The sequence below is a fragment of the Falsiroseomonas sp. genome (genome assembly GCF_030695085.1).
Classification (GTDB): Bacteria; Pseudomonadota; Alphaproteobacteria; order Acetobacterales; family Acetobacteraceae; genus Falsiroseomonas.
On sequence record NZ_JAUYTS010000079.1, the window covers coordinates 46,420 to 72,482 of the forward strand.

At 69.8% G+C, this 26,063-nt stretch carries 25 protein-coding genes; 19 read left to right on the plus strand and 6 right to left on the minus strand.

All coding sequences use genetic code 11. The features are described 5' to 3' along the window. The first annotated feature begins 5 nt into the window (after positions 1-5). From pufM to Q8S40_RS09700, 6 genes are all read left to right on the plus strand, one after another. Complete coding sequence (gene pufM, locus Q8S40_RS09675; RefSeq protein ID WP_304815801.1) at positions 6-1,010, plus strand: photosynthetic reaction center subunit M; 1,005 nt, start codon at positions 6-8, stop codon at positions 1,008-1,010. After that, entirely contained in the window at positions 1,007-2,080 is a 1,074-nt protein-coding gene (pufC, locus tag Q8S40_RS09680) for a photosynthetic reaction center cytochrome PufC (RefSeq protein ID WP_304815804.1), read from the plus strand. Before pufM ends, pufC begins: the two co-directional genes overlap by 4 nt. Before the next feature lie 84 nt (positions 2,081-2,164). Continuing rightward, the gene (locus Q8S40_RS09685; protein ID WP_371136824.1) at positions 2,165-2,593 is read left to right on the plus strand and encodes a YqaA family protein; all 429 of its coding nucleotides are present in this window, start codon (positions 2,165-2,167) and stop codon (positions 2,591-2,593) included. A gap of 19 nt (positions 2,594-2,612) precedes the next feature. Continuing rightward, complete coding sequence (locus Q8S40_RS09690) at positions 2,613-4,139, plus strand: phytoene desaturase (protein ID WP_304815809.1); 1,527 nt, start codon at positions 2,613-2,615, stop codon at positions 4,137-4,139. A gap of 284 nt (positions 4,140-4,423) precedes the next feature. Continuing rightward, positions 4,424-5,110 (plus strand): response regulator transcription factor, encoded by a 687-nt coding sequence (locus Q8S40_RS09695; RefSeq protein WP_305670210.1) that lies wholly within the window; start codon positions 4,424-4,426, stop codon positions 5,108-5,110. 61 nt (positions 5,111-5,171) lie between these two features. Continuing rightward, on the plus strand, positions 5,172-5,900 hold the full coding sequence (locus Q8S40_RS09700; RefSeq protein WP_305670211.1) for a hypothetical protein: 729 nt from the start codon (positions 5,172-5,174) through the stop codon (positions 5,898-5,900). A 21-nt stretch (positions 5,901-5,921) separates the two neighbouring features. Here Q8S40_RS09700 and crtD read toward each other — a convergent pair whose 3' ends face one another. Both crtD and Q8S40_RS09710 read right to left on the minus strand, forming a co-directional pair. Next, the gene (gene crtD, locus Q8S40_RS09705) at positions 5,922-7,400 is read right to left on the minus strand and encodes a 1-hydroxycarotenoid 3,4-desaturase CrtD (protein WP_305670212.1); all 1,479 of its coding nucleotides are present in this window, start codon (positions 7,398-7,400) and stop codon (positions 5,922-5,924) included. 4 nt (positions 7,401-7,404) lie between these two features. Beyond that, positions 7,405-8,145: a hypothetical protein gene (locus tag Q8S40_RS09710; RefSeq protein WP_305670213.1), complete on the minus strand. Its 741-nt coding sequence runs from the start codon at positions 8,143-8,145 to the stop codon at positions 7,405-7,407. A 67-nt stretch (positions 8,146-8,212) separates the two neighbouring features. Between Q8S40_RS09710 and Q8S40_RS09715 the strand changes: the two genes are divergently transcribed. Together Q8S40_RS09715 and Q8S40_RS09720 are read left to right on the plus strand one after the other, a co-directional pair. Then, positions 8,213-9,607: a cytochrome P450 gene (locus tag Q8S40_RS09715; RefSeq protein ID WP_305670214.1), complete on the plus strand. Its 1,395-nt coding sequence runs from the start codon at positions 8,213-8,215 to the stop codon at positions 9,605-9,607. Continuing rightward, a complete protein-coding gene (locus Q8S40_RS09720; RefSeq protein ID WP_305670215.1) occupies positions 9,607-10,725 on the plus strand; it encodes an ATP-grasp domain-containing protein in 1,119 nt (372 codons plus the stop codon). Before Q8S40_RS09715 ends, Q8S40_RS09720 begins: the two co-directional genes overlap by 1 nt. A gap of 155 nt (positions 10,726-10,880) precedes the next feature. Here Q8S40_RS09720 and Q8S40_RS09725 read toward each other — a convergent pair whose 3' ends face one another. Genes Q8S40_RS09725 through Q8S40_RS09735 form a run of 3 tightly spaced genes read right to left on the minus strand, consistent with a single transcriptional unit; the run spans position 10,881 to position 13,151 of the window. Continuing rightward, positions 10,881-11,618, minus strand: a complete 738-nt coding sequence (locus Q8S40_RS09725) for an ABC transporter ATP-binding protein (RefSeq protein ID WP_305670216.1) — start codon at positions 11,616-11,618, stop codon at positions 10,881-10,883. An 11-nt stretch (positions 11,619-11,629) separates the two neighbouring features. Next, positions 11,630-12,484 carry an ABC transporter permease gene (locus Q8S40_RS09730; RefSeq protein WP_305670217.1) on the minus strand — a complete coding sequence of 285 codons (855 nt, stop codon included), beginning with the start codon at positions 12,482-12,484 and terminating at the stop codon, positions 11,630-11,632. A gap of 49 nt (positions 12,485-12,533) precedes the next feature. After that, entirely contained in the window at positions 12,534-13,151 is a 618-nt protein-coding gene (locus Q8S40_RS09735; protein ID WP_305670218.1) for a glycine zipper 2TM domain-containing protein, read from the minus strand. Between the two features lie 348 nt (positions 13,152-13,499). Between Q8S40_RS09735 and Q8S40_RS09740 the strand changes: the two genes are divergently transcribed. From Q8S40_RS09740 to Q8S40_RS09765, 6 genes are all read left to right on the plus strand, one after another. Continuing rightward, positions 13,500-15,071, plus strand: coding sequence for a transglycosylase SLT domain-containing protein (locus Q8S40_RS09740; protein WP_305670219.1), 1,572 nt, complete (start codon positions 13,500-13,502; stop codon positions 15,069-15,071). Positions 15,072-15,081: 10 nt separating this feature from the next. Then, the gene (locus tag Q8S40_RS09745) at positions 15,082-15,759 is read left to right on the plus strand and encodes an acetyltransferase (RefSeq protein ID WP_305670220.1); all 678 of its coding nucleotides are present in this window, start codon (positions 15,082-15,084) and stop codon (positions 15,757-15,759) included. Positions 15,760-15,973: 214 nt separating this feature from the next. Continuing rightward, entirely contained in the window at positions 15,974-16,168 is a 195-nt protein-coding gene (locus Q8S40_RS09750) for a hypothetical protein (RefSeq protein ID WP_305670221.1), read from the plus strand. 57 nt (positions 16,169-16,225) lie between these two features. After that, entirely contained in the window at positions 16,226-18,553 is a 2,328-nt protein-coding gene (locus Q8S40_RS09755; RefSeq protein ID WP_305670222.1) for an acetate--CoA ligase family protein, read from the plus strand. A 2-nt stretch (positions 18,554-18,555) separates the two neighbouring features. Further along, positions 18,556-19,416 (plus strand): MaoC family dehydratase, encoded by an 861-nt coding sequence (locus tag Q8S40_RS09760; protein WP_305670223.1) that lies wholly within the window; start codon positions 18,556-18,558, stop codon positions 19,414-19,416. 39 nt (positions 19,417-19,455) lie between these two features. After that, on the plus strand, positions 19,456-20,136 hold the full coding sequence (locus tag Q8S40_RS09765; protein ID WP_305670224.1) for a 3-oxoacid CoA-transferase subunit A: 681 nt from the start codon (positions 19,456-19,458) through the stop codon (positions 20,134-20,136). Positions 20,137-20,139: 3 nt separating this feature from the next. Here Q8S40_RS09765 and Q8S40_RS09770 read toward each other — a convergent pair whose 3' ends face one another. Continuing rightward, the gene (locus Q8S40_RS09770; protein WP_304815846.1) at positions 20,140-20,544 is read right to left on the minus strand and encodes a host attachment protein; all 405 of its coding nucleotides are present in this window, start codon (positions 20,542-20,544) and stop codon (positions 20,140-20,142) included. 163 nt (positions 20,545-20,707) lie between these two features. On the opposite strand from Q8S40_RS09770, the gene Q8S40_RS09775 reads away from it, so the two are divergent. The 5 genes from Q8S40_RS09775 (at position 20,708) to Q8S40_RS09795 (ending at position 25,768) form a co-directional block, all read left to right on the plus strand. Beyond that, on the plus strand, positions 20,708-21,355 hold the full coding sequence (locus tag Q8S40_RS09775) for a 3-oxoacid CoA-transferase subunit B (protein WP_305670225.1): 648 nt from the start codon (positions 20,708-20,710) through the stop codon (positions 21,353-21,355). Continuing rightward, on the plus strand, positions 21,352-22,128 hold the full coding sequence (locus tag Q8S40_RS09780) for an enoyl-CoA hydratase/isomerase family protein (protein ID WP_305670226.1): 777 nt from the start codon (positions 21,352-21,354) through the stop codon (positions 22,126-22,128). The genes Q8S40_RS09775 and Q8S40_RS09780 overlap by 4 nt, the downstream gene beginning before the upstream one ends. A gap of 52 nt (positions 22,129-22,180) precedes the next feature. Further along, positions 22,181-23,575, plus strand: coding sequence for an amidase family protein (locus tag Q8S40_RS09785; protein ID WP_305670227.1), 1,395 nt, complete (start codon positions 22,181-22,183; stop codon positions 23,573-23,575). Positions 23,576-23,648: 73 nt separating this feature from the next. Next, the gene (locus tag Q8S40_RS09790) at positions 23,649-24,626 is read left to right on the plus strand and encodes a tripartite tricarboxylate transporter substrate binding protein (protein ID WP_305670228.1); all 978 of its coding nucleotides are present in this window, start codon (positions 23,649-23,651) and stop codon (positions 24,624-24,626) included. Then, entirely contained in the window at positions 24,623-25,768 is a 1,146-nt protein-coding gene (locus Q8S40_RS09795) for a mandelate racemase/muconate lactonizing enzyme family protein (protein WP_305670229.1), read from the plus strand. The genes Q8S40_RS09790 and Q8S40_RS09795 overlap by 4 nt, the downstream gene beginning before the upstream one ends. Positions 25,769-26,063: the final 295 nt, after the last annotated feature.

Sequence of the window (26,063 nt, forward strand, 5' to 3'; positions counted from 1 at the left end):
CGCAGATGCCTGAATATCAGAACCTCTTTACCCGGGTGCAGGTCCGGGGGCCGGTGCCCTATCCGGGTACGCCGATGGGCACCGCCCAGCTGCTCGCGGGCAACTCCGAACGCGAGACGCCTGGCACCTTTGTCAGCCTGTTCGGCAAGATCGGAGATGCCCAGGTCGGGCCCGTCTATCTCGGCACGCTCGGCGTGCTCTCGATCATCTTCGGCTTCATCGCCTTCGAGATCATCGGCCTCAACATGCTGGCCTCCGTGAACTGGGACGTCGTCCAGTTCATCCGTCAGCTTTTCTGGCTGGCGCTGGAGCCGCCTTCGGCTGAATACGGGCTTCGCATTCCGCCGCTGCGCGAAGGCGGCTGGTGGATCGCCGCCGGCTTCTGCCTGACGGTGTCCATCCTGCTGTGGTGGGCGCGGACCTACCGCCGCGCACGTGCACTCGGCATGGGCACGCATGTGGCCTGGGCCTTCGCCGCCGCGATCTGGCTGTATCTGGTTCTGGGCTTCATCCGCCCCGTGCTGATGGGGTCCTGGAGCGAGGCGGTGCCCTTCGGCATCTTCCCGCATCTCGACTGGACCGCGGCATTCTCCATTCGCTACGGCAACCTGTTCTACAACCCGTTCCATGCGCTTTCGATCGTGTTCCTGTACGGCTCCACCCTGCTGTTCGCCATGCATGGTGCGACCATCCTGGCACTGGGCCGCTACGGCGGTGAGCGTGAGATCGAGCTGGTGCTGGATCGTGGCACGGCGGCTGAACGTGGTGCGTTGTTCTGGCGCTGGTGCATGGGCTTCAATGCCAGCTTCGAGAGCATCCATCGCTGGGCCTGGTGGTTCGCCGTGCTCTGCCCGCTGACAGGCGGCATCGGCATCCTGCTGACCGGCACGGTGGTGGACAACTGGTACCTTTGGGCCGTCGATCGCCACTTCGCCCCGGCCTATCCGCAGATCTGGGAACCGGTCATCGACCCGGCCCTCGCTGCCCCGATGCAAGGAGCGCCTCGATGAGCCTCACCGCACGCGTCGGCCTGGTCTTCGCCGCAGCCCTTTGCGTCGTGATCGTGCTGATGACCTTCGAACGGCCACCGGTGACCACAAGCCAGCAAGGCTTCCGTGGCGTCGCGATGGAGCAGGTGGTCAACCCGCGCACCCAGGCGGTGCGCCTCGCGGCCAACCGTGTTCCGGAGGCGCTTGAAGCCGCCGATACGGATGGCGAGAGGGCGCGCGAAATCTACGAGAACGTCCAGGTGCTGGGCGAACTGAGCGTCGCGCAGTTCGGCCGCATCATGCAGGCGATGACGGAGTGGATCGCCCCGGAGCAGGGCTGCGCCTATTGCCACAATGTCGAGAACATGGCGTCCGACGAAGTCTACACCAAGGTGGTGTCGCGCCGGATGCTGCAGATGACGCGCACCATCAATGTGGACTGGACGCCGCATGTCGGCGCAGCCGGTGTCACCTGCTACACCTGCCACCGGGGCCGCCCGGTGCCGGCGGAGGTCTGGGCCTCCACCATCCTGCCGCATAACGGCCTGCAGGCCTCGCGTGGTCAGAACCACCCCGCGCCGGTCGCCAATCTCAGTTCGCTGCCCGGCGAGCCCTTCACGCCCTTCCTCCTGCAGGATCAGGAGATCCGCGTGATCAGCACGGCGGCGCACCCGAACGGCAACCCGGTGGGCACCATGCAGACCGAGTGGACCTATGCGCTGATGATGCACATGTCCGAGGGTCTCGGCGTGAACTGCACCTTCTGCCACAACAGCCGGTCCTTCGCGAACTGGTCCACCAGTCCGCCGTCGCGGCTGACGGCCTGGCACGGCATCCGCATGGTGCGGGACATCAACAACGACTATGTAGTGCCGCTGACGCCGCTGTGGGCCGCCAATCCGCGCGGCCCGGCGGAAGGCCCGCACATGCCGCGGCTCGGTCCGGCCGGGGATGCGTTGAAGGTGAACTGCGCTACCTGCCACCAGGGCGCCAACCGGCCCTTCTACGGTGCGCCGATGCTGCAGGACTATCCGGAGCTCAACCTGGTCTCCGACGGCCCGCTGCGCGCAGCCTCGGCTGCCGCGCAGTGACCTGCCACGGCGCCAGGCCCGCGCGGCCTGGCTGCCGTGTTTGCATCCAGCGCGTAATCGGGCATAGCCATGTCCGTGGCTGGCATGCTGGAACTTCTCGGGTTGTTTGCGGTGGCGCTCGGCGCCGCCAGCCTGCTTCCCATGGCATCGGAACCGCTGCTGGTCGGGCTGCTGCTTTTGGGCGGGCAGCCCGTTTGGCTGTTGGTGGCGGTGGCGAGCCTGGGCAACACGCTGGGCTCCGTCATCAACTGGGCGCTGGGCCTGCAGTTGCTGCGCTGGCAGGACCGGCGCTGGTTTCCCGTGAAGCCCTCGGCGCTGGAACGGGCGAGCGGCTGGTACCGTCGCTGGGGCTATTGGTCGCTGCTGCTGAGCTGGGCGCCGGTCATCGGCGATCCGCTGACACTGGCCGCCGGCGTGATGCGCGAACCGTTCTGGCGCTTCCTTCTGCTGGTCGCCGTTGCGAAGACGGGACGCTATGTGGTGCTTGCGCTGGTGACGCTCGGCCTCACCTGAGCGGAAGGGAGGACGCAGCATGATGGACGGCACGGATCTGCATCGGGACACCCGCCCACATGCCGTGGTCATCGGTGCCGGGTTTGGCGGACTGGCCGCCGCCATCCGCCTCGGCGCCCGCGGTTGGCGCGTGACGGTGGTGGAGAAGCTGGATGCGCCCGGCGGCCGCGCCTATGTCTACCGGCAGGATGGCTTCACCTTCGACGCCGGCCCCACCATCATCACCGCGCCCTATCTGCTGGAAGAGTTATGGACGCTGGCCGGGCGCCGCATGGCGGATGACCTCGACCTGCGGGCGATGAACCCCTTCTACCAGATACGCTTCGACGACGGCACGGTGATGAATTGCAGCGCCGACCTGGTGGCGACGCGGACCGAGATTGCGCGCATCGCGCCGGAGGATCTGCCGGGCTTCGACCGCTTCATCGCCGATAGCGAGAAAATCTTCGAGGTCGCCTTCGCGAAGCTCGCCGACCAGCCCTTCCACCAGCTCGGCACGCTGCTGCGTGCGGTGCCGGACATGCTGCGGCTGCAGGGCTACCGCACCGTCTACAGCAAGGTCAGCGACTATTTCACCAATGACAAGCTGCGTATCGCGTTCAGCTTCCATCCGCTGCTGATCGGCGGCAACCCGCTGAACACCACCGCCTATTACTGCCTGATCGCGCATCTGGAGCGGCTGCATGGCGTGCATTATGCCATGGGCGGCATGGGCGCGGTGGTCGACGGTCTGGTGGGCCTGATCCAGCATTTCGGCGGCACGCTGCGGACCGGGACCGAGGTGCAGCAGATCACGGTGCAGAATGGCCGTGCCAGCGGCGTGCGTCTGGCCGGCGGCGAAACACTCGCCGCCGACATCGTCATCTCGAACGCCGATGTGGGCTGGACCTATACCAAGTTGCTCTCGGAGCATAAGCGCCGGCGCTGGACGGATGCGAAAGTCGCGCGCGCCAATTATTCGATGAGTCTTTTCGTCTGGTATTTCGGCACGAACCGGCGCTTCGAGGATGTGTATCACCACACCATGGTGCTCGGCCCGCGCTACAAGGAATTGCTGACGGACATCTTCAAGCGGAAGGTGCTGTCGGAAGATTTCTCGCTGTACCTGCATCGGCCGACCGCGACCGACCCCTCCCTCGCCCCGCCTGGCTGCGACAGTTTCTACGTGCTGTCACCGGTGCCACATCTCGGCAGCGGCACGGATTGGGCGCAGCACGCCGAACCCTACCGCGCCGCCATCGAAAAGCGCCTGGAGGAAACGGTGCTGCCCGGCCTCGGCGCAAGCCTCGTCACCTCCCGGGTCCTGACACCGCAGGATTTCCGCGACCGGCTGCTTTCCGTGCAGGGTGCCGCCTTCTCGCTGGAACCCCAGCTTTTCCAATCCGCCTGGTTCCGTCCTCACAATGTCAGCGAGGACTTACCCGGCCTCTACCTTGTCGGCGCCGGCACCCACCCTGGCGCGGGGGTCCCTGGCGTCGTTTCCTCGGCGCGTATTCTCGACCAGGTCGTGCCGCATGGCAGCGCGGTGGTGCGCGCGCCGGCCTGACTTCGGGGCTGCTCCGCGCACAGCCGCGGCGCCCCTGCCATCACCGATTTGCACGCGAGTTTGATCGCAGATTGCCCAACCGGCGGATTCCAGGCCGCACGGTTCGCCTTTGCGTGCGCCATGATCGCAACGGCTGCAACGACGCTCCCCAATGCATCTGAAGGCGTCGTAAAGAGACGAAAGTCTAAAAAAGATACGAAAGATGCCAGGGTTGTTAACTCCGTGCGCCCGACACTCCCGTATAACACCCGTGTTGCATGTCTTTTTACGGGAAGGGTCGCAAAATGAAGTCTATCCTGCTCGTCTGCAGCGATGGTCGCCTTCGTGCCAGTCTGGCTGACGGTCTCGCCGCGTCCTTCGCGGTGCAGGAGGCGGAAGACGCCGCCGCAGCCGAAGCCTTCCTCATGGCGGCCGGCGCGGGCTGCGATGCGGTGCTGATCGATACCGGCCTGCGCGCGGCGGATGGCCCGGAGCTTTGCCGCAGCCTGCGGTCGAAGGGCATCGACATGCCGATCCTGTTGCTCAGTGAGGCAAGAGGCGAGGCGGATGTGGTGGCCGGCCTCGACGGCGGCGCCAATGACTACGTGCTGAAACCCTTCAGCATGGAGGAATTGCGGGCCCGCCTCCGCGCCCACCTGCGGATATCGGCGACGGCGGAATCGGCGGTGCGAACCATCGGGCCCTATGCGTTCCGCCCCTCCGCGAAACAGCTGTTCGAGCGCACCCGCAACCGCACCATCCGGCTGACCAGCAAGGAGGTCGCGGTGCTGAAATACCTCCACGCCGCCGATGGGCGGCCGGTGGCGAAGCACACGCTGCTGATGGATGTGTGGGGCTACAACAACGCCGTCAGCAGCCACACGCTGGAGACCCATATCTGGCGCCTGCGCCAGAAGATGGAGGACAACCCAGCCAATGCCCGGCTGCTGCTGACCAATCGCGATGGCTATCGCCTGAACCACGCGGTCTGACGATGACGGGTTTTCTGCAACCCCGTTTCGTCGGCGGCCGGGTCGCCGATGAGGCCGTGCGATGAGTGTGCTGGAGGCCGCACAGGCCATCTGCCGGCTCGTCCGGCGGCCGCGCCCGCCGGGCCAGGGTGGTGCGGGTGGCGGCTCCGGCACCGCGCCATCCGCCGTCTCACCGACGGAATTCGTCGATGGCCGGTGGCAGGTTCTCGGCGGCAGCCGCAGCCATGCGGTGGAGACGATGGCGAGGCCCGCCCGGCGGATCGCCCAGGCCTCGCTCCCGCTGGCCACGGGGGCCGCGGTCACCGGGGGCACGATCCTGGTCTGCCAGGCGCTCGGCCTGCCCGGCGCGCTGATGGAGGCCGGGCGCGGGCTGCTGGCCGATGGCGGTGACGCCGCGGATGGCGGTGACGCAGAGACCGGCAATGTGGCGGGGTCCGTGGGCGTGGTGGCAGGTTCGGCGATCGGCGGCGGCGCGGGTGCCGTGGCTGGTGCGACACCCTCCCCGAGCGATGCATCGCCTGCAGCGATCCCGCCTGGCGACGGGATTCAGCTTCTCATGGCGGCTCCCAGCCTCTTCCCCAACGGCAGTCTGCCGCAGGATGGGGTGCGGCTCGTGGATGGTCCGCGCCAGGTGGTCCAGCCGGAGCCCACGCCTGTGTCCGAGCCCGGCTCGCTCGCGTTGTTTGGCGTGTCGCTCGCACTGGTGGGCGGCATCCTGCTCACCACCGCGGCCAGGCGCCGCCGGGTTGTGCGTTCGGCGCACCCTCGCCGCATGGATGGTGCGGCCTGAACAGGCCTGCGGCGCCGCGGTCTACCGGCGCCAGCCGCGCTCCAGCACCCGCGCCGCCGCCAGCCGGCCCGACATGGCGGCCATCGGGATGCCCGGACCTGGGTGGACGGAGCCGCCAGCGAGGAACAGGCCGGGCAGGCGTGACCCGGCGCCGGGACGGGCGAAGGTGCCGGTGGCCCCGTGGCTGGCGCGGCCGTACAGCGCGCCGCCGGTGCCGGGGAACAGGCCGTGGAAGCCGGCCGGCGTGGTGGTCGTGGTGTTGCCGGGGGTCGCCTCGATCTCCAGGCCGCAGCGGCGCAGCAGGGCCAGGCTGCGGTGCTGCAACTGCTCCAGCGCATCGGGCGGCAGCTCGGCCAGGTCGCCATCGGCGGGGGCGTTGACCAGCAGCAGCAGGCGCTCGGGCGTGCCGGACGGCACCTCGGCATGGCCGCGATCCTGGGCGCAGATGTAGACGGTGGGTGCTTCCGTGATCTGGCGAGCGCGGAAGATCGCAGCGAATTCGGCGGCGTAGTCCTCGGCGAAGAAGACGTTGTGGTGGGTCAGCGGAAAGCCATGCGTCACCGCGTTCATGCACCAGGTAACGGCGGAGAGGGACCGCGCGGCGCGCGGCGTATCGCGCGCCGCGCGGCGGGCGCCGCCGCCGAGCAACCCCTGGCCGAGCGCCGCGACATCACCGTTGAACACCACCGCATCGGCGGCCAGCGTTTCGCCGCCGGCCAGGCGCACGCCGGCGGCGCGGCCGTTCTGCACCAGGATCTCCCGCACCTCCGCATTGAAGCGGAAGCTGGTGCCCTGGCTTTCGGCGAGGTCGCGGATGGCATCCGCCACCCGTCGCATGCCGCCCTCCACCAGCCAGACGCCATCCTGTTCGACATGCGCCACCAGCATCAGCGTGGCGGGGGCGAGGAAGGGGGAGCAGCCGCAATAGGTGGCGTAGCGCCCGAATAGTTGCCGCAGCCGCGGATCGGTGAAATGTGTCCCGAGTGCCTGCCACATCGTCGCCCAGGGCGCCGTGCGCCACAGCGCATCCAGCCGCCCGACCCGGCGCACCAGATCGAGCGGGGAGGGCCGCTGCGCGGCGATGAAGCTGTGCTGCAAGGTGCGGAAGATATCCGCGCTGCGGGCGGTGAAATCGCGAAACCCCTGCGCGTCCCGCGCGCCCGCGAAATCGCCAATGGCCTCGGCGGATCGGTCGAGATCCGCGAACAGGTCGAGCCGCCCGCCCGCGCGCCAGGCATGTCGCGCCAGGATGTCGGCGCGGCGCAGCACCAGCGCATCCTCCAGCCTCCGCCCCGCATCCTCGAAAAGCCCCGCAAAAATCCAGCGCATGGTGAAGACGGTGGGGCCGCCATCGATCGCCGCGCCGCCGGCCTGCACATGGCGCATCTTGCCGCCCGGTGTCGCCGCGCGTTCCAGCACGGTGACGCGCACGCCCTGGCGGGCCAGATCCGCCGCGGCCGACAGGCCACCCATGCCGGCGCCGATGACCACCACATGCATGGCGTCAGGCGACCGCGCGCTGCCGCTGCCGGTTGCGCGCCTGGCGCTCCACCTCCAGCCGGTGCCAGATGATCAGCGCGAGGCCGATGATCAGCGGAATGCTCCACATGCCCGGATGCAGCGCCAGTTCCGGAAAGATGCGGACGGAGCCGAAGGCCATGAAGGCGGTGTAGACCGAGATTCCGGCGCCGACGAAGGCCTTGATATGCTCCTTCAGCCAGTCCTCCCGCCTCACGCGCGGCTTGTGCAGGAACCACAGATTGGTCAGCCCGGTGGCAACCCCGACCACGGCGATGCCGATCATCAGATTCTGCCCGATGATCCAGCCCTGCACCGCGCAGACCAGCGCGGCGGCGATCACGGCGTATTGCAGCGCCAGGTTCAAGGGCGTGCGGTTGGCGGCATGGCGCTGCTTGCTGGTGATGCAGAGCCAGCCATACCAGGCGAGGTTGATGGTCAGGATGCCGGTGTGCAGCATCATCCAGCCGAACATGCCGCGCAGGAACGGCGCATCGTAATCCGCGGCCAAATGCGGATGCGTGCCGAAGGGATCGGCCAGCGTCAGCAGGCTCATCGCCACCGCGAAGCTCCCCGTCGCAAGCATGGCGAAGGTGAAAATGCGCCCCCAGCGGCGATGATTCGCGCCGCCCTTGCGCCCGATCACCGGCACCCAGAAGGCGATGGCGCCGGTCACGCCGGTCAGGATATGCGCGATGACCAGGCTGTGGAACAGCATCAACGCCACCTGCTGTTCTCCTCCCTTGACAGAAAGTGACAATGCCACTTGACAGTTCCCGCTGCAAGGCGAGGAAATGACGGCGATGGAAGGCTTTGGCGCCAGCGTGGCGCGAGAATTCGTGCCGCCGCACCCCACGCCGCGCTCCCCCGTGGTGGCGCTGTTCCGCGCGCTGCTGGAGGGGGAGGGAGATCTGCTCGGCCTGCTGCCGGCGGAAGCCTACACCATGCCGATCGGGCCGCTGGGCTATTCGCGGCGGTCCATCGTGGTGGTGAACGAGCCGAAGCTGGTGCGCCACGTGCTGGTGGACCCGGACGGCATCTTCCCGAAATCGGACCTGATGGTGAATGCGCTGGAGCCGCTGATCGGCGACAGCATTTTTGTCAGTTCCGGCGCCACCTGGAAGCGCCAGCGCCAGATGATGGACCCGGCGCTGACCCTGATGCGGGTGAACCGCGCCTTCCCCTGCATGGAGGCCGGGATCGAGGCCGCGGAAGCGACGTTGGACCAGGCGGTGGCGTCGCGGGAGGCCTTCTCGCTGGACCTGGCGATGAGCCATCTGACGGCGGATATCATCTGCCGTTCCGTCTTCTCCACCAGCCTGCAATCGCGCGTGGCGCATGAGGTGTTCGACGCCTTCACCTTCTTCGAACGCAGCGTGGCCCAGGTGGAAATCCGCCGCCTGATCATGGACCGTGCCTGGACGCGCATCCCCCAGACCCAGGCGGTGCAGGACAGTTGCGCGCTGATCCGCCGCAGCCTCGGCGAACTGCTCGACAGCCACCTCGATGCCGGCCAGAGCTTCGACGACATCGCCAGCGCCGTCGTTGCCGCGCGGGATGGGGAAGGCCGCGCCTTCACGCGGGAGGAGTTGATCGACCAGCTCGGCGTGCTGTTCCTGGCCGGGCATGAAACCAGCGCCAGCGCGCTGACCTGGGTGTTCTACCTGTTGGCCTCGCGGCCCGACTACGTGGCGCGGCTGCGCGCGGAAATTACGGCGGTGTGCGGTGACGGGCCGATCGGCTTCGAACACACCAAGCGCCTGGTCTTCACCCGAAACGTGTTCCGCGAAACGCTGCGCCTGTACCCGCCCATCACCTTCCTGCCGCGCATCGCCAATGAGGCGACGCGCATCGGAGACTACAAGGTGAAGCGCGGCGCGCTGATCATGATCGCCCCCTGGCTGATCCACCGGCACCGCCGCTACTGGACCAACCCCAACACCTTCGACCCGGATCGCTTCCTGCCGGAACGCGAGGCGGAGATGACCTCCGGCGCCTACATCCCCTTCGGCATCGGCCCGCGCATCTGCGCCGGCGCCGCCTTCGCGACGGTGGAGGCGGTGCTGCTGATCGCCCGCCTGTTCCGCCGCTTCGACTTTGCGCTGGTGGAGCCGCAGGATATCCGCCCGGCCGCGCGGCTGACCACGCGGCCGGCGCGGCAGATCCAGATGCGGGTGACGGCGGCCTGATGCCGACCGTGCTTCTGACGCTCGGCCGGTTGCCCAAGGCGCTCGACCTCGCGCGCGGTTTTTCCGGGATCGGTTGGCGCGTCGTCGTCGCTGAGCCCTTTGCGCGGCACCTCTGCGGATCCTCCCGCGCCGTTGCGAAATCCATCCGCGTACCGGCACCGGCGGATGGCAAGCCGGCCTATCTGGCGGCGCTCGCCAAGGTGGTGCGGGATGAGGCGGTGGAGCTTGTGCTGCCGGTGTCGGAGGAGACGATGCATGTCGCCCACCTGCCGCCGCTGCTGCCGGACGGCGTGCGCGTGCTGACCATGCCGCCCGAGGTGCTGCTGCCGCTGCACCACAAGGGCGGCTTCGTCGCCTTTGCCCGCGCACACGGGTTGGACGTGCCGGATTCGGCGCCGCTCGGTGACGTGCGGGCGGAGGCGCTGGTGGCCACGGGCCGGGTGGTGGTGAAGCCGGTGCATGGTTGCTCCGGCCGCGGCGTGCTGATGTTGCCGCAGGGCGCGGCGCTGACGCCGGCGGAAGTGCCCTGCCTGGTGCAACGCTTCGTCGCCGGGGCGGAGTTCAGCACCTGTTCCCTCGCGCATCAGGGACGCGTGCTGGCCACTACGGTCTATCGCGGACTGCAGATGTCCGGCTCCGTTGCCGTGGCGTTCGAGCGTGTGGCGCATCCCGCCATCGAGGATTGGGTGCGCCGTTTCGCCGCCGCCGCCAACTGGTCCGGCTTCATCGCCTTCGACCTGATCGTGGATGAAGCGGGCCGCCCCTGGGGGCTGGAATGCAACCCTCGCACCACCAGCGGCCTGCATTTCTTCGAGCCCGCCGATCTGGCCCGCGCCGTGCTGGACCCGGCCGCCCCAACGCCGCGCCACCGGCCGGAAACGCGCTTGCAGCAATTCTGGTCCTGCCTGACGGAGACACAGCTTTCGCTGTTTCGCGGCGGCCCCTTCCGGCGCAATCTGCGCCAGTTGCTGACCACGCGCGATGTCTGCTGGCAGGCGCGGGACCCGATGCCGCTGCTGGCGATGCCCTGGACCACCTGGCCCATCATTCGCATGGCGACGCAGAAGCGCGTTCCCTTCGGGGAGGTCGCGACGCTGGATGTAGGGTGGTACGCCTAGCCCGGCCTCAACCGAACACCTCGTCCGCGCCTGCGGCCAGGACACGCGGTTCCGGTTCACCGGCAGCGTCGCGATGCCCCTCTCGCCCAAGGTACGGCAGAATGGCGCCGGGTCGGTCCCCGCCTGTTTGTCATGCTGCGATCGACCAGCCCGGCTCAGCCGGTCGCCTCGAGGTCCGCCAGCACCGCCTCGACCGGGCCATCGGCCACGACGGTGCCGCCCTCGAGCCGGATCGCGCGGTTGCACCAGCGGCGCACCACGTCATAGTCATGCGTCGCGACCACCATGATGTCGGCGCCACCGACCAGCCGGGCCAGCCGTTCCTCCGCCCTGGCCATGAAGGCCGCATCGCCGGCGAGGAACCATTCATCCATCAGCAGCACCTGCGGCTGCAGGGCGGTGGCCATGGCGAAGGCCAGGCGCACGCTCATGCCGGCGGAAAAGGTCCGGATCGGCACGTCGAAGAAATCGCCCAGCGCGGCGAATTCCGCCACCTCCTCCGCCAGCAGGTCGCATTCGGCATCGGTCAGGCCGCGATACAGGCCGCGCAGGCGGACATTTTCCCGCCCCGTGGAATCCAGGTCCATGCCGGCGGCCACGTCGATCAGCGCGCCGATCTGGCCGGTGACGGTCAGGCTGCCGGCGACCGGTTCATAAACCCCGGCGAAGGTCCGCAGCAGGGTGGTCTTGCCCGCGCCATTGGGGCCGACCAGCGCCACGCGTTCACCGGTGCCGATGCGGAAATTCAGGTCCCGCAGCGCGGTGACGACAATGCGGTTGGAGGGGTCCTTGTGCAGCCGGGACCTGCCCATCAGCCGCTTCTTCAGCGACCGCGCGCCGATATGGTAGTACGGGAAATCCAGGCTGAGCCCGCGGGCTTCGATCACGGCCATGCTTGCCTGCCCTAGACCCAGAAGGCCACGCGGCTGCGGAAGCGCACGAAGAACGCCGCCGCCATCGCCACGGTCGCCAGCGTGTAGAGAATGGCCGCGAGCCAGGCCAAGGGTGGGCCGCCACCCTCCACCAGCGGGCCGCGCACCGTCTCCAGCAACGCATAGAACGGGTTCAGCGGCATCCAGACCTCCCACCCACCGAGCAGCTTCGGCTTCCACAGGATGGGGGTCAGGAAGAAGGCAAGCTGCATGATGCTGCCGACGATCGGGGCGATGTCGCGGAACCGGGCGCAGAGCATGCCAAGAAACAGCGCGGCGGCGACCGCGTTGATGGCGATCAGGATGAAGCCCGGGATGGCCAGCAGCGCCTCCGGCCCCGGCAGATGACCGCAGAGCAGGAAGACCAGCAGGATCAGCGGCAGGTTGTGCGCGGCGATGATGCCGTTGCGCATCGCACAGCGCAGCGCATGCACGGTATAGGGCAGCGGCAATTGCCGGATGATGGCCTCGGAGGAGGTCAGGCTGGTGGTGGCGTCATTCACCATCTGGCTGATGGCGTTCCAGATCACCAGGCTGACTGCCAGATGCGGCAGGTATTCCCGCAGCGGCAGGTCGAACAGCCGCGCATACAGCAGGCCGAGACCGGCCAGCATCACGCCGGTGGACAGGGTCAGCCAGAACGGGCCGAGGACGGAGCCGCGGTAGCGGTTGCGGATATCGAGCCAGGCGAGGGTAAGGGCCAGGCGCCAGCGGCTGGTGCCCAGCCGCACATCCTCGATCGCCTTGCGCAACCGCTGAGGGTCTGCCGAGTCGACATGATAAGCCGGCATCGTCGCGGCGGTCTGGTCCAGCATGCGGCGGCTCATAGCCCGGCGGATTACGCCGGGCCAGGGCTTCATGCCGGGTTGGCGACGACTACTTCACGGCGCCGCGATTGCCCTGCGGCGAGGCATAGGGGCTGGAGACCTGCGCCCCGGTCCCGGCACCCGGCGCATAGCTCTGCGGGGGCAGGTAGGCCGGCGGCGGCGGGCCGCCCGCGGCGCGGGACAGGCGCACGCGGTCGCCGCGCGTGATCACCACGCGATCGCCGGCCTGAAGCCCTTCCTCATTCGTCTGCACCACGGCGATGTCGCCGCCACGATCCTCCCGCACCACGAATTCAATGGCGGTGCCGCGGGTCATGCCGCCTTCCACCGCGCTGCCGGCCAGGCCGCCGAGCAGCGCGCCACCGAGTCCGGCCAGCAGGTTGGAGCGGGTGTCGCCGCCGATGAAGCTGCCGGCGATGCCGCCCGCCACCGCGCCGCCCACCGTGCCGACGCCGGTGCTGCCGCCCGCGACCTGCACCGGCCGGCTGCCGACGATGGTGCCGTAGGAGACGGAGGCAGCGCTGCCCAGCGTGCCCGCGCGGACCGTGCTGCCGGTCTGCTGCGGCGCGCAGGCCGGAAGAGTGGCCACCAGGGCCAGCGCGGCGACGGCGGGGATCAGCCCCCGGGTCAGGCGCCCGTTGGTCAGACGCAGGGGTGTCAGGCGCATGGTCACGTTACCTCTCAGCAAGATGTGCGGCAGGATCGGGTGCCGGAATGGTCGCGTCGGAGCCTTAGAAATAGGGCCTGCCCGCAATGTGTTCCACCATCAAGGCGCGATCCGGGCATCTTCTGCCATGATCTCGTCCTTGCTTCGGCCGGTCGCAATGGGTTAGGCAATTCGCTTAGATACTTGCGAGCGGACTTGAACGACGGGACGGAAGTCGGGGTTGGCCTGGGCTGGTGCATCGCTAGGGGGCGATGTGGCGGCCGGGGGGGCAGGCCTCGGGATCGACACCCGCAACCGACGGAGATCCTGGGCATGAACCGGTTCAGCGCTGCGGGCCCGAGGGGCCTTATGGGGCGCCCCCTGGCGACCTGCCTGATTCTGGGGATGCTGGCCGCCTGCGGCCAGACCTCGCAACAGGCTGTTACCCAATCGCCGGCGGCCGCCTCGCAATGGGCACGGCCGCATACCTACGACCCGCCCGGCCCGGCGCATGACCCCTGGGGCCCCTACATCACCCAGGCCTCGCAGCGCTTCGACATTCCGGAACGCTGGATCCGGGAGGTGATGCGCCAGGAATCCGGCGGCCGCGTCTCCGCCACCTCCCGCGTCGGCGCCATGGGGCTGATGCAGGTGATGCCCGGCACCTATCGTGAGTTGCGGGCGAAATACGGCCTCGGCACCGATCCCTACCATCCCTGGGACAGCCTGATGGCCGGCACCGCCTATCTGCGGGAGATGTATGAGCTGTATGGCGCGCCGGGCTTCCTGGCGGCCTACAATGCCGGCCCGCGGCGGCTGGAGGATTACCTCTGGGGTGGCCGTGGCCTGCCGGCGGAGACGCGCAACTACGTCGCCCGCATCGGGCCGCGCATCCAGGGCACCAATCCGGGCCGCCGTGCGGCGCCGGAGGTCTATGCCGCCGCCGAAATTCCACTGAGCATCCCGGCCGGCCCGCGCCGCGGCGATACCGCCACCATGCTGGCGCTGCGCGACCAGCGCCGCGCGGTGGATCCGGGCATTCAGATGGCCAGCCTGCCGCCGGGCCCGGTGGTGCGGATGGACCCGATCCCGGATGGCTCGACGCAAAGCTATTCCGCGCCGACGCAGATCGCCTCGGCCGGTGGGTTCATGGTGTCCCAGGCCGCGGCCCAGGGGACCTCGCCCAGCGCCATGCCGGGCACGGTGGTGGCGATGGCCCCGGTGGCGAGCCTGGGCGATTTCCAGACCCGCATGGAACCGATCGCCAGCCCCGGCGACCACGCGGCCACCCCGCCACCGGCCAGCAGCTTCGCCAGCTTCCAGCAGGCGTCCTCGCAGGTAACGCGCATGGAGCCGGTGATCAGCCCCGGCGATCCGGGCAGCTTCGGCAACCCGGGCAGCGTCATCAGCTCCGGCAGCTTCAGCAACTTCGGGGGCGTCGCCGCGGAGCAACTCTCGCCAATGGCGCCGCCGCCGGCCGCGCCGCGTGTGGCCATGGCCTCCGCACCGCGGCCGGAGCCGCGCCCGCTCGCGCCTTCCGTCACGTCGCTGCAGCCGCAATCGCTGCCCTTCGTGCGGGTCGATCCGCCGGGCGTGGCCGCCTCGGCGCCCGCCTCGCGCGGCTTCGGCCTGATCCCGCAGGCGCAGGCGAGCACGTTGCCGGCGCGCCGCGCGGTTGCCACCGCCCCTGCGGGCGGCGGCAATTGGGGCATCCAGGTCGGTGCCTTCGCCTCCACCAACCTGGCGCGTGATGCGGCGGGCCAGGCGCGCAGCCGGGTTGGCGCCGCCGGCACCCAGGCGCAGGTGCAGCCGGTGCCGCAGGGGCGTTCCACCCTGTACCGGGCGCGCGTGACCGGGCTGGCCGACCGCGCCGCCGCCGAGCAGGCCTGTGAGCGTCTGCGCGGCCAGGGCGCCTGCATGGTGGTGGCGCCCGGCGTCTGACATGGCGCCCGTGCTGATCATCGGCGCGGGCGGCCACTCACTTGTGGTGATCGAGGCGCTGCGCGCCTGCGGCCGGCCCATCGCGGGGCTGCTGGATGATGCGCCGGGCCGCGAATCGGGCGCCGGGCCGCTGCTCGGCTGCGCGATTCTCGGCGCCACCGCGCTGCTTCCCCGCCTGCGCGCGGAGGGCGTGGCCGAGGCGGTCATCGCCATCGGTGACAATGCCACCCGCGAGACCCTCGGCGCGCGCTGCGAGGCCGCTGGCTTCACCCTGCCGCCGCTGATCCACCCCGCGGCGCTGGTCTCGCCTTCCGCCAGCCTGGGCGCAGGCAGCCAGGTGATGGCGCGCGCGCTGCTCGGGCCCCTGGCACGGCTGGGGCGGCTGGTCCTGGTCAATACCGGCGCCATCGTGGAGCATGAATGCCAGCTGGACGACGCCGCCCATCTCGGCCCCGGCGCCGTGCTGTGCGGCGGTGTGACGCTGGGCCGGCGTGCGCTGGTGGCCGCCAGCGCCGTGGTGCGCCCTGCGGTGCTGATCGGTGCCGATGCCCTGGTGGCGCCGGGCGCGGCGGTGGCAGGGCCGGTTCCGGATGGCGCATGTCTGGGCGGCGTACCGGCGCGGCCGATCGCGCGCGCGGCGACCGCGCAAGGGGCGCCGTCTGGCGCGCGGGCCGCGCGAGGGGATTGAAAAGACACGTCCCAGGGCGCGTCCTGGTTGTGCGCTGCCCCCGGCGCGCCGTTTCCTGCATCACAAAAAACGCGCGTCTGTAACCACCGAGTGGTGGAATTTCCTTGCGAAGTGGAAATACTCTCCCGCCATGGAAACAGCTTCCAAACCTGCCCAGGGTCAGCGCGACCTGCTTGGACTGCGGCCACCCACGCAACTCGTGGGGACCGGCCCTGTGCCGGCCGCCCGAACCGACCGCGCGACCGCGCCGGAGCCGACCCCCGCACGCCCCGACTACCCCGTCATCTCCTCCGGCTGGGCGGATGAGGATACCGGCCCGGCCAGCAAGACCAGCGACATGATGACCGCGGTGCGGGCGGCGCTGATGCTGCTGGCGGTGATGGTTGGAATCGGCCTGCTGATCGGCTGAAGCGCCGTCAGGGCCGCACCACGCGCGCCACACAGGCCGCCGCCGCCCGGATATCGGTTGGCGCGACAACGCAGCGGTGCCGCCTGGTGGCGGGTCCGCGGTGATCCCGGCCAGCAGCCATCCGCACGCTGCGGCGCGCGGATTTCCGCCGACTGGCCCAACCCGGCGCGGCCGGGCGATGACCGCCGCGGCCTGATCACGATGCTGCGCGGCGCGCCGGGACTTGCCCCGCCCTCGCCACTCCCGCAATTTGCCGGCGACTTGATGGGGGAGGCGTCGCTGGCATTCCGGGATCTCGATCGGCTGTTGCGGCCGCGCTCCGTCGCCGTGGTCGGTGCCTCCGACGACGCCACCCGCATCGGCGGGCGGCCACTGGCCTATATGCTCTCCCAGGGTTTCAGCGGCGCATTGATGCCGGTGAACCCGAATCGCGCCACGGTGCAGGGCGTGCCGGCCTTCGCCAGCGTCAGCGACCTGCCGGAGGCGCCGGATGCCGCGATCGTCGCCATCCCCGGGGAGGCCGCGATCCAGGCGGTGGCCGATCTCGGCGCGCGGGGCTGCGGGGCCGCCATCGTCTTCACCGCCGGCTTCGCCGAAACGGGGGAGGCCGGTGCGGCCATGCAGGCCCGGCTGCTGGAGGCGGCGCGGCCTTCCGGCATGCGGCTGCTCGGGCCCAACTGCCTCGGCCTGTTCAACGCAACGCTCGGCTACTACCCGATCTTCTCCGCCAGCTTCGAGAATGGCTGGCCCCGCCAGGCGCGGACCGGCATGGGCGGCGTCGGAATCGCCAGCCAATCCGGCGCCTATGGCAGCCACCTGTTCGCCGCCGCACGCGACCGCGGCATCGCCACGCCGGTGCTGGTGACCACGGGGAACGAGGCCGATCTCGGCCTGTCCGATATCATCGGCTGGATGGCGGAAAGCGAGGAGGTGCAGGTCATCGCGGCTTACGCCGAGGGCATCCAGAACGGCCCGCGCTTCATCGCGGCGCTGGAGGCGGCGCGGGCGGCCAGGAAGCCGGTGGTGATGATGAAGGTCGGGCGCAGCAAGCTCGGCCAGGCGGCGGCGCAATCCCACACCGCCTCCATCGCCGGCGATGACCGGGTGATGGATGCGGTGCTGGCCGAGTTCGGCGTGCATCGCGCGCGGACCACCGAAGAATTGCTGGATGTCTGCTACGTCGCCCAGCGCGGCATTTTCCCGGCGCGCAACTCACTCGGCGTAGTGACGATCTCGGGCGGCGCCGGCGTGCTGATGTCGGATGCGGCGGAGGCGGTGGGGCTGCCCATGCCGCCGATGCCGGAGGATGCACAGGCGAAGCTGAAGGCGCTGGTGCCTTTCTCCTCGCCCCTGAACCCCGTGGACTGCACGGCCCAGGCCTTCAACGACATGAGCGTGATCGGCGCCTTCGCCGAATCCATGGTCACCGATGGCGGCTATGCCAGCGTCATCGCCTTCTTCACCCAATGGGGGGCCAGCCCCTCCATGGCGCCGCGTCTGCGGGCCGAATTGAAGAAGGTGCTGGATGCGCACCCGGACCGCATCTTCCTGCTGTCCATCCTGGCGCCGGTGGAACGGGTGCGGGAGTGGGAGGCGGATGGCTTCCTGTGCATGGAGGACCCCTCCCGCGCCGTGGTGGCGCTGGCCGCCATGGGCCGTTTTGGTGAAGCCTTCGCCCAGCCGGCCAATCCACCCGAAACCCTGCCCGCCATCCCGCTGCCTGCCCGCGCGCCGAATGAGTCGGACGCCAAGCGCATCCTGGACGCCGCCGGCATCCCGATGGTGCCCGAAGCCGCCTGCCAGAGCGCCGAGGATGCGGTGAATGCCGCGGATGCCATCGGCTACCCGGTGGTCGCCAAGATCCTGTCACCCGACATCCTGCACAAATCCGAGATCGGCGGCGTGCTGCTGAACCTGGCCGATGCCGGCGCGGTGCGGGACGGCTTCGCCCTGTTGCAGCAGCGCGCCTGTGCCCATGCGCCGGGCGCGCGGCTCGATGGCGTGCTGATTGCCAGGCAGGTGGTGGGCGGCACCGAAATCGCGCTCGGCGTGGTGCGGGACCCGGTGTTCGGCCCGATGGCGATGGTGGGCCTCGGCGGCGTCTTCATCGAGATTTTCGCCGATGTCGCCTTCCGCCGCTGCCCGGTGGATGCGACGCAGGCGGAGGCGATGATCCGCTCGCTGCGCGGCTTTCCCCTGCTGGATGGTGCGCGCGGCAAACCGAAGGCGGATGTGGCGGCGCTGGTGCAGGCGCTGGTGGCGCTGTCCCGCTTCGGTGCCGCGGCCGGGCCGCGCCTCGCCTCGGCGGAGATCAACCCGCTGCTGGTACTGCCCGCCGGCCAGGGCGCCTTTGCCGCCGATGCCGTGCTCGAACTGACGGACTGACCATGCCGATCGACTATCAGACCCTTCTGAACTTCCCGATCCCGGAGATCCGCCAGCATCTCCGCTGGCAGGATTCGTCGCTGTATGCCCTGTCGCTCGGTGTCGGGCAGGACCCGATGGACAGTGCGGCGCTGCGCTATGTGACGGAGGGCGCGGCAATGCGCGCGCTGCCGACCATGGCGGTGGTGCTGGGCTATCCCGGCTTCTGGCTGGCAGACCCGGCGACGGGTGTGGATGCCGTGAAGCTGGTGGCCGGCGAACAGGCTGTGGAACTGTTCGCCCCGCTGCCAACCAGCGGCACGGTGGTCGGCAAATCCCGCGTCACCGGCCTGGTGGATCGCGGCGCCGGCAAGGGCGCCTTGCTCTACACGGCGCGTGACATCCTGGACGAGGCGACGGGTGCGAAACTCGCCACGGTGGAGAACACCACCTTCCTGCGCGGCGATGGCGGTTTTGGCGGGCCGGATGGGCCGGTGAAGCGGCTGGCCGCGGAACCGGACACCGCGCCGGAGATCACGCTGGACCTGCCGACGCGCCCCGAAATGGCGCTGATCTACCGCCTGAACGGCGACCACAACCCGCTGCACAGCGACCCGGCCTTGGCCGCCAAGGCTGGCTTCCCACGGCCGATCCTGCATGGCCTTGGCACCTTCGGCGTGGTCAGCCGCGCGCTGCTGGCGGCCATCTGCGCGCATGACCCGGATCGCTTCGGCCGCATGGAATGCCGCTTCTCCGCCCCCGTCTTCCCGGGCGAGACCATCCGCACCGAAATCTGGCGCACCCCCGGCGGCGCGGCCTTCCGCGCCAAGGTGGTGGAGCGCGACCTGACCGTCATCAGCCACGGCGCCTTCCGCACCCGCTGAATCACCCCGCTAGCTGAACCACAGGAATTGAGGGCGGATATGATCAACAAGATCGTCCAGTCGATCGCGGAATCGCTGGAAGGCGTGCAGCACGGCGCCACGGTGCTGATGGGCGGCTTTGGCGCCGTCGGCCAGCCGGATGAACTGATCGAGGGCCTGCTGGAACAGGGCGCGCGCGACCTGGTGGTGGTCGCCAACAATGCCGGCGCCGGCAAGGTCGGCCTGGCGCGGCTGATGATGGAAGGCCGCGTGCGGAAAATCATCTGCTCCTTCCCCCGCTCCGCCGGATCGACGGTGTTCGAGGAGCTGTACCGCGCCGGCAAGCTGGAGCTGGAGATCGTGCCGCAGGGCACGCTGGCCGAGCGCATGCGCGCCGCCGGCGCCGGCATCCCGGCCTTCTTCACGCCGACGGGCGCCGGCACGAAGCTCGCCCAGGGCAAGGAAAGCCGCGTCTTCAACGGCCGCGAGCATATTCTGGAGCACGCCCTGCCCGGCGATGTCGCGCTGGTCGAGGCCTGGCAGGCGGATCGCTGGGGCAACCTGACCTACCGGGAATCGGGTCGGAACTTCAATCCGGTGATGGCCATGGCCGCGACCCTGACCGTGGCGCAGACCCATCATGTCGTGGAACTCGGCGAGATCGCGCCGGACCATGTCCACACGCCGGGCATCTTCGTCCAGCGCGTCATCGAGGTCCGGCGCGGCGCGCCCTGGGTCTGACGTTCAGTTGGCGGTGACGGTCGCCTCGACATCCTTCATCGAATGGCCGGTGAGGTCCTTGGCGATTTCGCCGAGCAGCTTCGCCGAGAGGGTCTTGTGATAGTGCTTGCGCAGCTCGCCCAGCGTGCGCGGCGCGGCGATGATGACCAGGTTCTCGATATGGCCGGCCATCACCTGCTGGTTCAGCATCGCGGCGACGCCGGCCGCGAAGCCATCCTCGTCCTGCTGGCTGTCGCTAGGGTTGGCGGAACTGCTGGCATGGCGGCCACCGCTGCCCTTGTTGTCGGAATCGACCGCAGGCGGCTGCATCGCGGCGAGATTCATCGCGCCGGCGTCGCCATCATTGCGGAAAAGCTGGAGCTTCTCGCCATCGACGACGGCGACGTAGGCATTGTTGGGAAGCTGCATGGGAAACTCCTGGGAAAGGCGCCGCGCGAAGACCAGCCGGCCAGATGCCGGCGGAAGGGGCGCCCCCGCATCTCCAACGCCCGGGCGGCGCGTTGGCTCCCTGGCACCACCCCGGCAGGGGCGATAAACTGACCGCAAAGCGGACCGGCAGGAGAACGACGCGATGGCGGGTGTGACGCGGCAGGGGATGGCGGCGCGGGTGGCGCAGGACATTCCGGAGGGGTGGTTCGTCAATCTCGGGATCGGCATCCCCACCATGGTGGCGGATCATGTGCCGGTGGAGCGGGAGGTGATCCTGCATTCCGAGAACGGCATCCTGGGCATGGGCCCGGCGCCGGAACCGGGGAAGGGCAATGCCTGGCTGGTCAATGCCGGCAAGCAGCAGGTCACGCTGCGTCCGGGCGGCAGCTTCTTCCACCATGCCGACAGCTTCGGGATGATCCGCGGCGGGCATATCGATCTGTGCGTGCTCGGCGCCTTCGAGGTCGCGGAGAATGGCGACATCGCCAATTGGGCAACCAGCGAGAACGACACGGCGCCGGCCGTGGGCGGCGCGATGGATCTGGCCGCCGGTGCCAAGCGGCTGTGGGTGGTGATGGACCACACCACCAAGGATGGCCGCCCCAAGCTGGTGGAGAATTGCGGCTACCCGCTGACGGCGCCCGGCGCGGTGCAGCGCATTTACACCAATCTGGCCGTGATCGATGTGGTGCAGGGCCGCGGCTTCGTGCTGCGGGAGATTCTGGCGGAAGGCATGTCGCTCGCCGATCTGCAGGCGCAGACCGGCGCCGCGCTGCACACCGACTCATGAGTGAGGCCCCGACGATGCGCGTCGCGCAGGAACGCGCGGGCGGCGTGCTGACGCTGACGCTGGACTACCCGGCCCGGCGCAACGCCCTGTCCGTGCCGCTGCGCGAACAGTTGTTCGAGGCGCTGGAGGCCGCGCAGGGCGATACGGCCGTGCGCGCCGTGGTGATCACCGGCGCGGGCGGCACCTTCTGCTCGGGCGGCGACATTTCCGGCATGGATGTGCGGGATGCGGAGCAGGGGCGGGAGAGGATGCGGCGCACGCACCGCATCATCCGCCTGATGGTCGGCGGACGCCTGCCGATCGTGGCGGCCGTGGAGGGCTGGTGCGTCGGCGCCGGCCTGTCCGTGGCCTGTGCCAGCGACACCATCGTGGCCTCGGCCGAGGCGCGCTTCATGGCGGGCTTCAACAAGGTGGGGCTGATGGCCGATCTCGGCCTGCCCTTCACCCTGCCGGCGCGGATCGGCGTGGCCCGCGCGCGCCAGGTGCTGTTCTACGCGGAGCCGATAGGGGCGGAGGCGGCGGAGCGCATCGGGCTGGTCGATCGCCTGGTGCCGAAGGGCACGGCGCTGGCGGCCGCGCAGCTCGTGGCGCAGGGCCTCGCCGCCCAGGCCGCCCTGCCGATCGCGCTGACCAAACGCATGCTGGCCGAGGGGCTGGATGCGGCGCTGGAACGGGAACGCGACTGGCAGACCATGTGCTTCCTCTCGGCCGACCACGCCGAAGGCCGCGAAGCCTTCATGGCGAAGCGGGAGCCGGTGTTCGGCGGCGGTTGACCATCCCGCCCTTGCGACGCAGCCTGATGGCGACGCAAGGGGAAGCCGCGACATGACCGAGTATTGGCGCCTGCCAGCCACCGAGATCGCCGCCCTCGTGCGAAGCCGCGCGGTGAGCGCGGTGGAGGTGGCGCGCGATGCGTTGGCCCGGCTGGATGCGGCGAACCCGGCCATCAACGCGGTGGTGGACCATCGGCCGGAGGATGTGCTGGCGCAGGCCGCCGTGATCGATGCCGCGATCGGCCGCGGCGAGGACCCCGGCCCGATGGCTGGCGTGCCGGTGACCATCAAGGTCAATGTGGACCAGACCGGCTACGCCACCACCAATGGCCTGCGCCTGCAGAAGGACCTGGTGGCCACCCAGGACAATCCGGTGGTGGCGAATTTCCGCCGTGCCGGCGCGGTGCTGCTGGGGCGGACCAATACGCCCGCCTTCTCGCTGCGCTGGTTCTGCCGCAACGGAATCCACGGCCACACGAAGAATCCGCGCGATGCGTCCATCACGCCCGGCGGGTCCTCCGGCGGTGCGGCGGCGGGCGTCGCGGCGGGCATTGGCGCGGTGGGGCATGGCACGGATATCGGCGGCTCCATCCGCTACCCGGCCTATGCCTGCGGCGTGCATGGGCTGCGGCCGACGCTCGGGCGGATTCCGGCCTGGAACGCCTCGGGGGCGGAACGCCATGTCGGCGGGCAGTTGATGGCCGTCTCCGGCCCCATCGCGCGCACCATCGGCGATCTGCGCCTGGGCTTCGCGGCAATGAGCGCGCGGGACATTCGCGACCCCTGGTGGGTCGATGCCGCGGAGGTCGGCCCTCCCGTCGAAAAGCGTGCCGCGCTGTGCATCCGCCCCGAAGGCATGCCCACGGCACCGGAGGTGGAGGCCGCCTTGCGCGATGCCGCCCGCCGGCTGGAGGCCGATGGCTGGGTGGTGGAGGAGGTGGAATGCCCGCCGCTGCGCGAGCCGGCCGCGATCCAGGCCATGCTGTGGCTGGCCGAAAGCCGCCGCGGCCTGAATTCGGCCCTGCACCAGGAAGCCGACCCGGATGCCAGCTTCGTGTTCGCCCAGATGGAGGCGCTGTGCCCGGAGCCCGACCTCAACGCCTTCATGGACGGCCTGCAGAAGCGCGCCTTCTTCGTCCGCGCCTGGATGACCTTCTTCGAGCGCTATCCGCTGGCCATCACCCCGGTCTCCGCCGAACTGCCCTTCCCGGACCAGGACGACGTGACCAGCCCGGCGCGGTTCCGCCAGATCATGGACGCCCAGCTCACCCAGGTCGGCCTGCCGCTGATGGGCCTGCCCGGGCTGGTGGTGACCACGGGCCTCGTCGGCCGCGTGCCGGTGGGCGCGCAGCTTCTGGCCGGGCGGTACCGGGAGGATGTGCTGTTCGCCGCGGCGGAGGTGATCGAGGCCGCCGGCGTGCCGGCAAGCCCGGTGGACCCGCGCTGACCGGGTGGGTTGTTCCGGGCCTGCGCCCCGCGCCATGATGCGGCCGGAGCAACGTCCAAAGAAAGAACAAGCCATGCCGCAACGTCGCACGCTGCTGGCCGCCGCACTCGCGGCGCCCTTTGCCGCCCGTACCGCCCAGGCGCAAACCTGGCCGACGCGGCCGGTCCGGATCGTGGAGCCGGGCGCGCCCGGTGGCGGCAACGACACCACCATCCGGCTGTTCGCGCCCTATCTGGACCAGGCGCTCGGCCAGCCCTTCGTCATCGACAACCGCCCGGGTGCCGGTGGGCGCGTCGGCGTGGAGCATGCCTTCCGCGCGGCGCCGGACGGGTCCACGCTGCTGCTCGGCAATGCCGGGTCCAACGGCATCAATGCCGCGATCTACCCGGACCTGCCCTATAACCTCGAGACGGACTTCGTGCCGATCTCCCTGCTGGTGACCGGGCCGAACGTGCTGGTGGTCAACCCGCGCGTCTTTCCGGTGGATAGCGTCGCGGCGCTGATCGCCGCGATCAAGGCGCAGCCGGCGGGGCATTTCAACTATGGCAGCGGCGGCGTCGGATCTTCCGCGCATCTGTCGGCGGAGCTGTTCTGCATGATGGCCGGCGTGCGGATGGAGCACATCCCCTATCGCGGCGCCTCGCAGATGGGCCAGGGCGTGATCAGCGGCGACACGCCGTTCCTCATCGCCAATATGGTCAACATCCTGCCCTTCGTCCGCCGCGGCGATGTGAAGATGCTGGCCGTCACCAGCCTGGAACGCTGGCCGGATACGCCGGAGGTGCCGACGCTGCATGAATCCGGCCTGCCGGGCTTCGAGACCATCGCCTGTAACGCACTGTTCGGCCCGCCCGGCCTGCCGCGGCCGATCGCGGATCGGCTGGTGCCGGAATTGCAGCGTATCGGCCGCATGCCGGAAGTGGTGGACCGCGTGAAGCTGATCGGCGGGCAGGTCATCGCCAGCGGGCCGGATGTGCTGGCCGCCCGGGTGCGAAGCGATATCGCCAAGTGGAAGGACCTGGCGGCCCGCGCGAATATCCGCGTCACATGAAGATCGAGGGCATCGCCTTCCGGGGCTTCAACGTCACGCCGAAGACCAACTGGTGCTTCGTCGAGGTGCGGACCGAGGATGGTCTGTTGGGAATCGGCGAATGCACGCTGGCCAACCATGAACCGCTGATGGCGGCGGAAGTCTCGCGGCTGGAGGCGAATTGGCGCGGCGCCGATGCGCGCGACCGCAACCGCATCGCCCGCCTGCTGCCGCATGCACCGGGCGGGCTGGTGACGGCGACCGCGCTCTCCGCGCTGGACCAGGCGCTGTGCGATCTGGCGGCGCAGCGGAACGGCGAGCCGCTGTATCGCCTGCTGGGCGGTGCGGTGCAGGAAACGGTGCGGCTCTATGCCAACATCAATCGCGGCGCCAATCCGCGCACGCCGGAAGGCTTCGCCGCCGCCGCCCGCCGCGCGGTGGCGGAGGGGTTCGGCGGCGTGAAGCTGGCGCCCTTCGAGCCGATGGTGTGGGAGGATGGCCGCACACCCGCCAACCGCGCCGCCTATGCCGAGGGACTTTCACGAATTGCCGCCGTGCGCGCAGCCATCGGCCCGGATATCGACCTGATGGTGGATGCGCATTGGCGCTTCTCGCCGGGCGGCGCCGCGCAACTCATCTGCGATGTCGCCGATGCGGGGCTTTTCTGGCTCGAATGCCCGGTGGCCGAGGCGAACCACCGCGAGATCACCCGCCTGCGCGGCATGGCCAATGCGCGCGGCATGCGGCTGGCCGGCGCCGAGAGCCTGTCCGGCCTCGCCGCCTATCGCCCGCTGGTGGAGGCCGGCTGCTACGATGTGCTGATGCCCGATGCGAAGCATGCGGGGGGCCTGGAGGAGATTCGCCGCATCGCCGCCCTGGCGCAGACGGCGGGGGTGGAGATTGCGCCGCACAACCCCACCGGCCCGGTCTGCCACGCCCATTCCGTGCATCTCTGCGCCACGATCCCGAACTTCATGGTGCTGGAGGTGCAGTATGGGGAGACGGAGGCGTTCTTCGACATCGTGCAGGGTGAGAGCCTGCGCTTCATCCATGGCACCGCGCCGCTTCCGCGGTCCGCGGGGCTGGGCATCACGCTGAACCCGGGCGAGATTCCGCCCTGGAAACGCATGGACCGCCCTTGGCTGGACCCGCGGCTGGGCTGATAAGCGATGGATGCACGCAACGGCCCACGAGTACGACTTGCGCCCGCGACAGGCGGGCGAGGCCGCGAAGGCGGCCCGCCGGCAGTCCGGCGAGCCAAGGCCCCGGAGGGGCCGCCCGGCGCTTGAGGATCGGCGCCCGCGACAGGCGGGCGAGGCCGCGAAGGCGGCCCGCCGGCAGTCCGGCGAGCCAAGGCGCCGGAGGGGCCGCCCGGCGCTTGAGGATGGGCGCCCGCGACAGGCGGGCGAGGCCGCGAAGGCGGCCCGCCGGCAATCCGGCGAGCCAAGGCGCCGGAGG

What these genes read in the sequence shown, in the direction of transcription:
- pufM (WP_304815801.1), top strand. Translation starts at nt 6, where the DNA reads ATGCCTGAATATCAGAACCTCTTTACCCGGGTGCAGGTCCGGGGGCCG.
- pufC (WP_304815804.1), top strand. Translation starts at nt 1,007, where the DNA reads ATGAGCCTCACCGCACGCGTCGGCCTGGTCTTCGCCGCAGCCCTTTGC.
- Q8S40_RS09685 (WP_371136824.1), top strand. Translation starts at nt 2,165, where the DNA reads ATGCTGGAACTTCTCGGGTTGTTTGCGGTGGCGCTCGGCGCCGCCAGC.
- Q8S40_RS09690 (WP_304815809.1), top strand. Translation starts at nt 2,613, where the DNA reads ATGATGGACGGCACGGATCTGCATCGGGACACCCGCCCACATGCCGTG.
- Q8S40_RS09695 (WP_305670210.1), top strand. Translation starts at nt 4,424, where the DNA reads ATGAAGTCTATCCTGCTCGTCTGCAGCGATGGTCGCCTTCGTGCCAGT.
- Q8S40_RS09700 (WP_305670211.1), top strand. Translation starts at nt 5,172, where the DNA reads ATGAGTGTGCTGGAGGCCGCACAGGCCATCTGCCGGCTCGTCCGGCGG.
- crtD (WP_305670212.1), bottom strand. Translation starts at nt 7,400, where the DNA reads ATGCATGTGGTGGTCATCGGCGCCGGCATGGGTGGCCTGTCGGCCGCG.
- Q8S40_RS09715 (WP_305670214.1), top strand. Translation starts at nt 8,213, where the DNA reads ATGACGGCGATGGAAGGCTTTGGCGCCAGCGTGGCGCGAGAATTCGTG.
- Q8S40_RS09720 (WP_305670215.1), top strand. Translation starts at nt 9,607, where the DNA reads ATGCCGACCGTGCTTCTGACGCTCGGCCGGTTGCCCAAGGCGCTCGAC.
- Q8S40_RS09725 (WP_305670216.1), bottom strand. Translation starts at nt 11,618, where the DNA reads ATGGCCGTGATCGAAGCCCGCGGGCTCAGCCTGGATTTCCCGTACTAC.
- Q8S40_RS09730 (WP_305670217.1), bottom strand. Translation starts at nt 12,484, where the DNA reads ATGAGCCGCCGCATGCTGGACCAGACCGCCGCGACGATGCCGGCTTAT.
- Q8S40_RS09735 (WP_305670218.1), bottom strand. Translation starts at nt 13,151, where the DNA reads ATGCGCCTGACACCCCTGCGTCTGACCAACGGGCGCCTGACCCGGGGG.
- Q8S40_RS09740 (WP_305670219.1), top strand. Translation starts at nt 13,500, where the DNA reads ATGGGGCGCCCCCTGGCGACCTGCCTGATTCTGGGGATGCTGGCCGCC.
- Q8S40_RS09760 (WP_305670223.1), top strand. Translation starts at nt 18,556, where the DNA reads ATGCCGATCGACTATCAGACCCTTCTGAACTTCCCGATCCCGGAGATC.
- Q8S40_RS09765 (WP_305670224.1), top strand. Translation starts at nt 19,456, where the DNA reads ATGATCAACAAGATCGTCCAGTCGATCGCGGAATCGCTGGAAGGCGTG.
- Q8S40_RS09770 (WP_304815846.1), bottom strand. Translation starts at nt 20,544, where the DNA reads ATGCAGCTTCCCAACAATGCCTACGTCGCCGTCGTCGATGGCGAGAAG.
- Q8S40_RS09775 (WP_305670225.1), top strand. Translation starts at nt 20,708, where the DNA reads ATGGCGGGTGTGACGCGGCAGGGGATGGCGGCGCGGGTGGCGCAGGAC.
- Q8S40_RS09780 (WP_305670226.1), top strand. Translation starts at nt 21,352, where the DNA reads ATGAGTGAGGCCCCGACGATGCGCGTCGCGCAGGAACGCGCGGGCGGC.
- Q8S40_RS09785 (WP_305670227.1), top strand. Translation starts at nt 22,181, where the DNA reads ATGACCGAGTATTGGCGCCTGCCAGCCACCGAGATCGCCGCCCTCGTG.
- Q8S40_RS09790 (WP_305670228.1), top strand. Translation starts at nt 23,649, where the DNA reads ATGCCGCAACGTCGCACGCTGCTGGCCGCCGCACTCGCGGCGCCCTTT.
- Q8S40_RS09795 (WP_305670229.1), top strand. Translation starts at nt 24,623, where the DNA reads ATGAAGATCGAGGGCATCGCCTTCCGGGGCTTCAACGTCACGCCGAAG.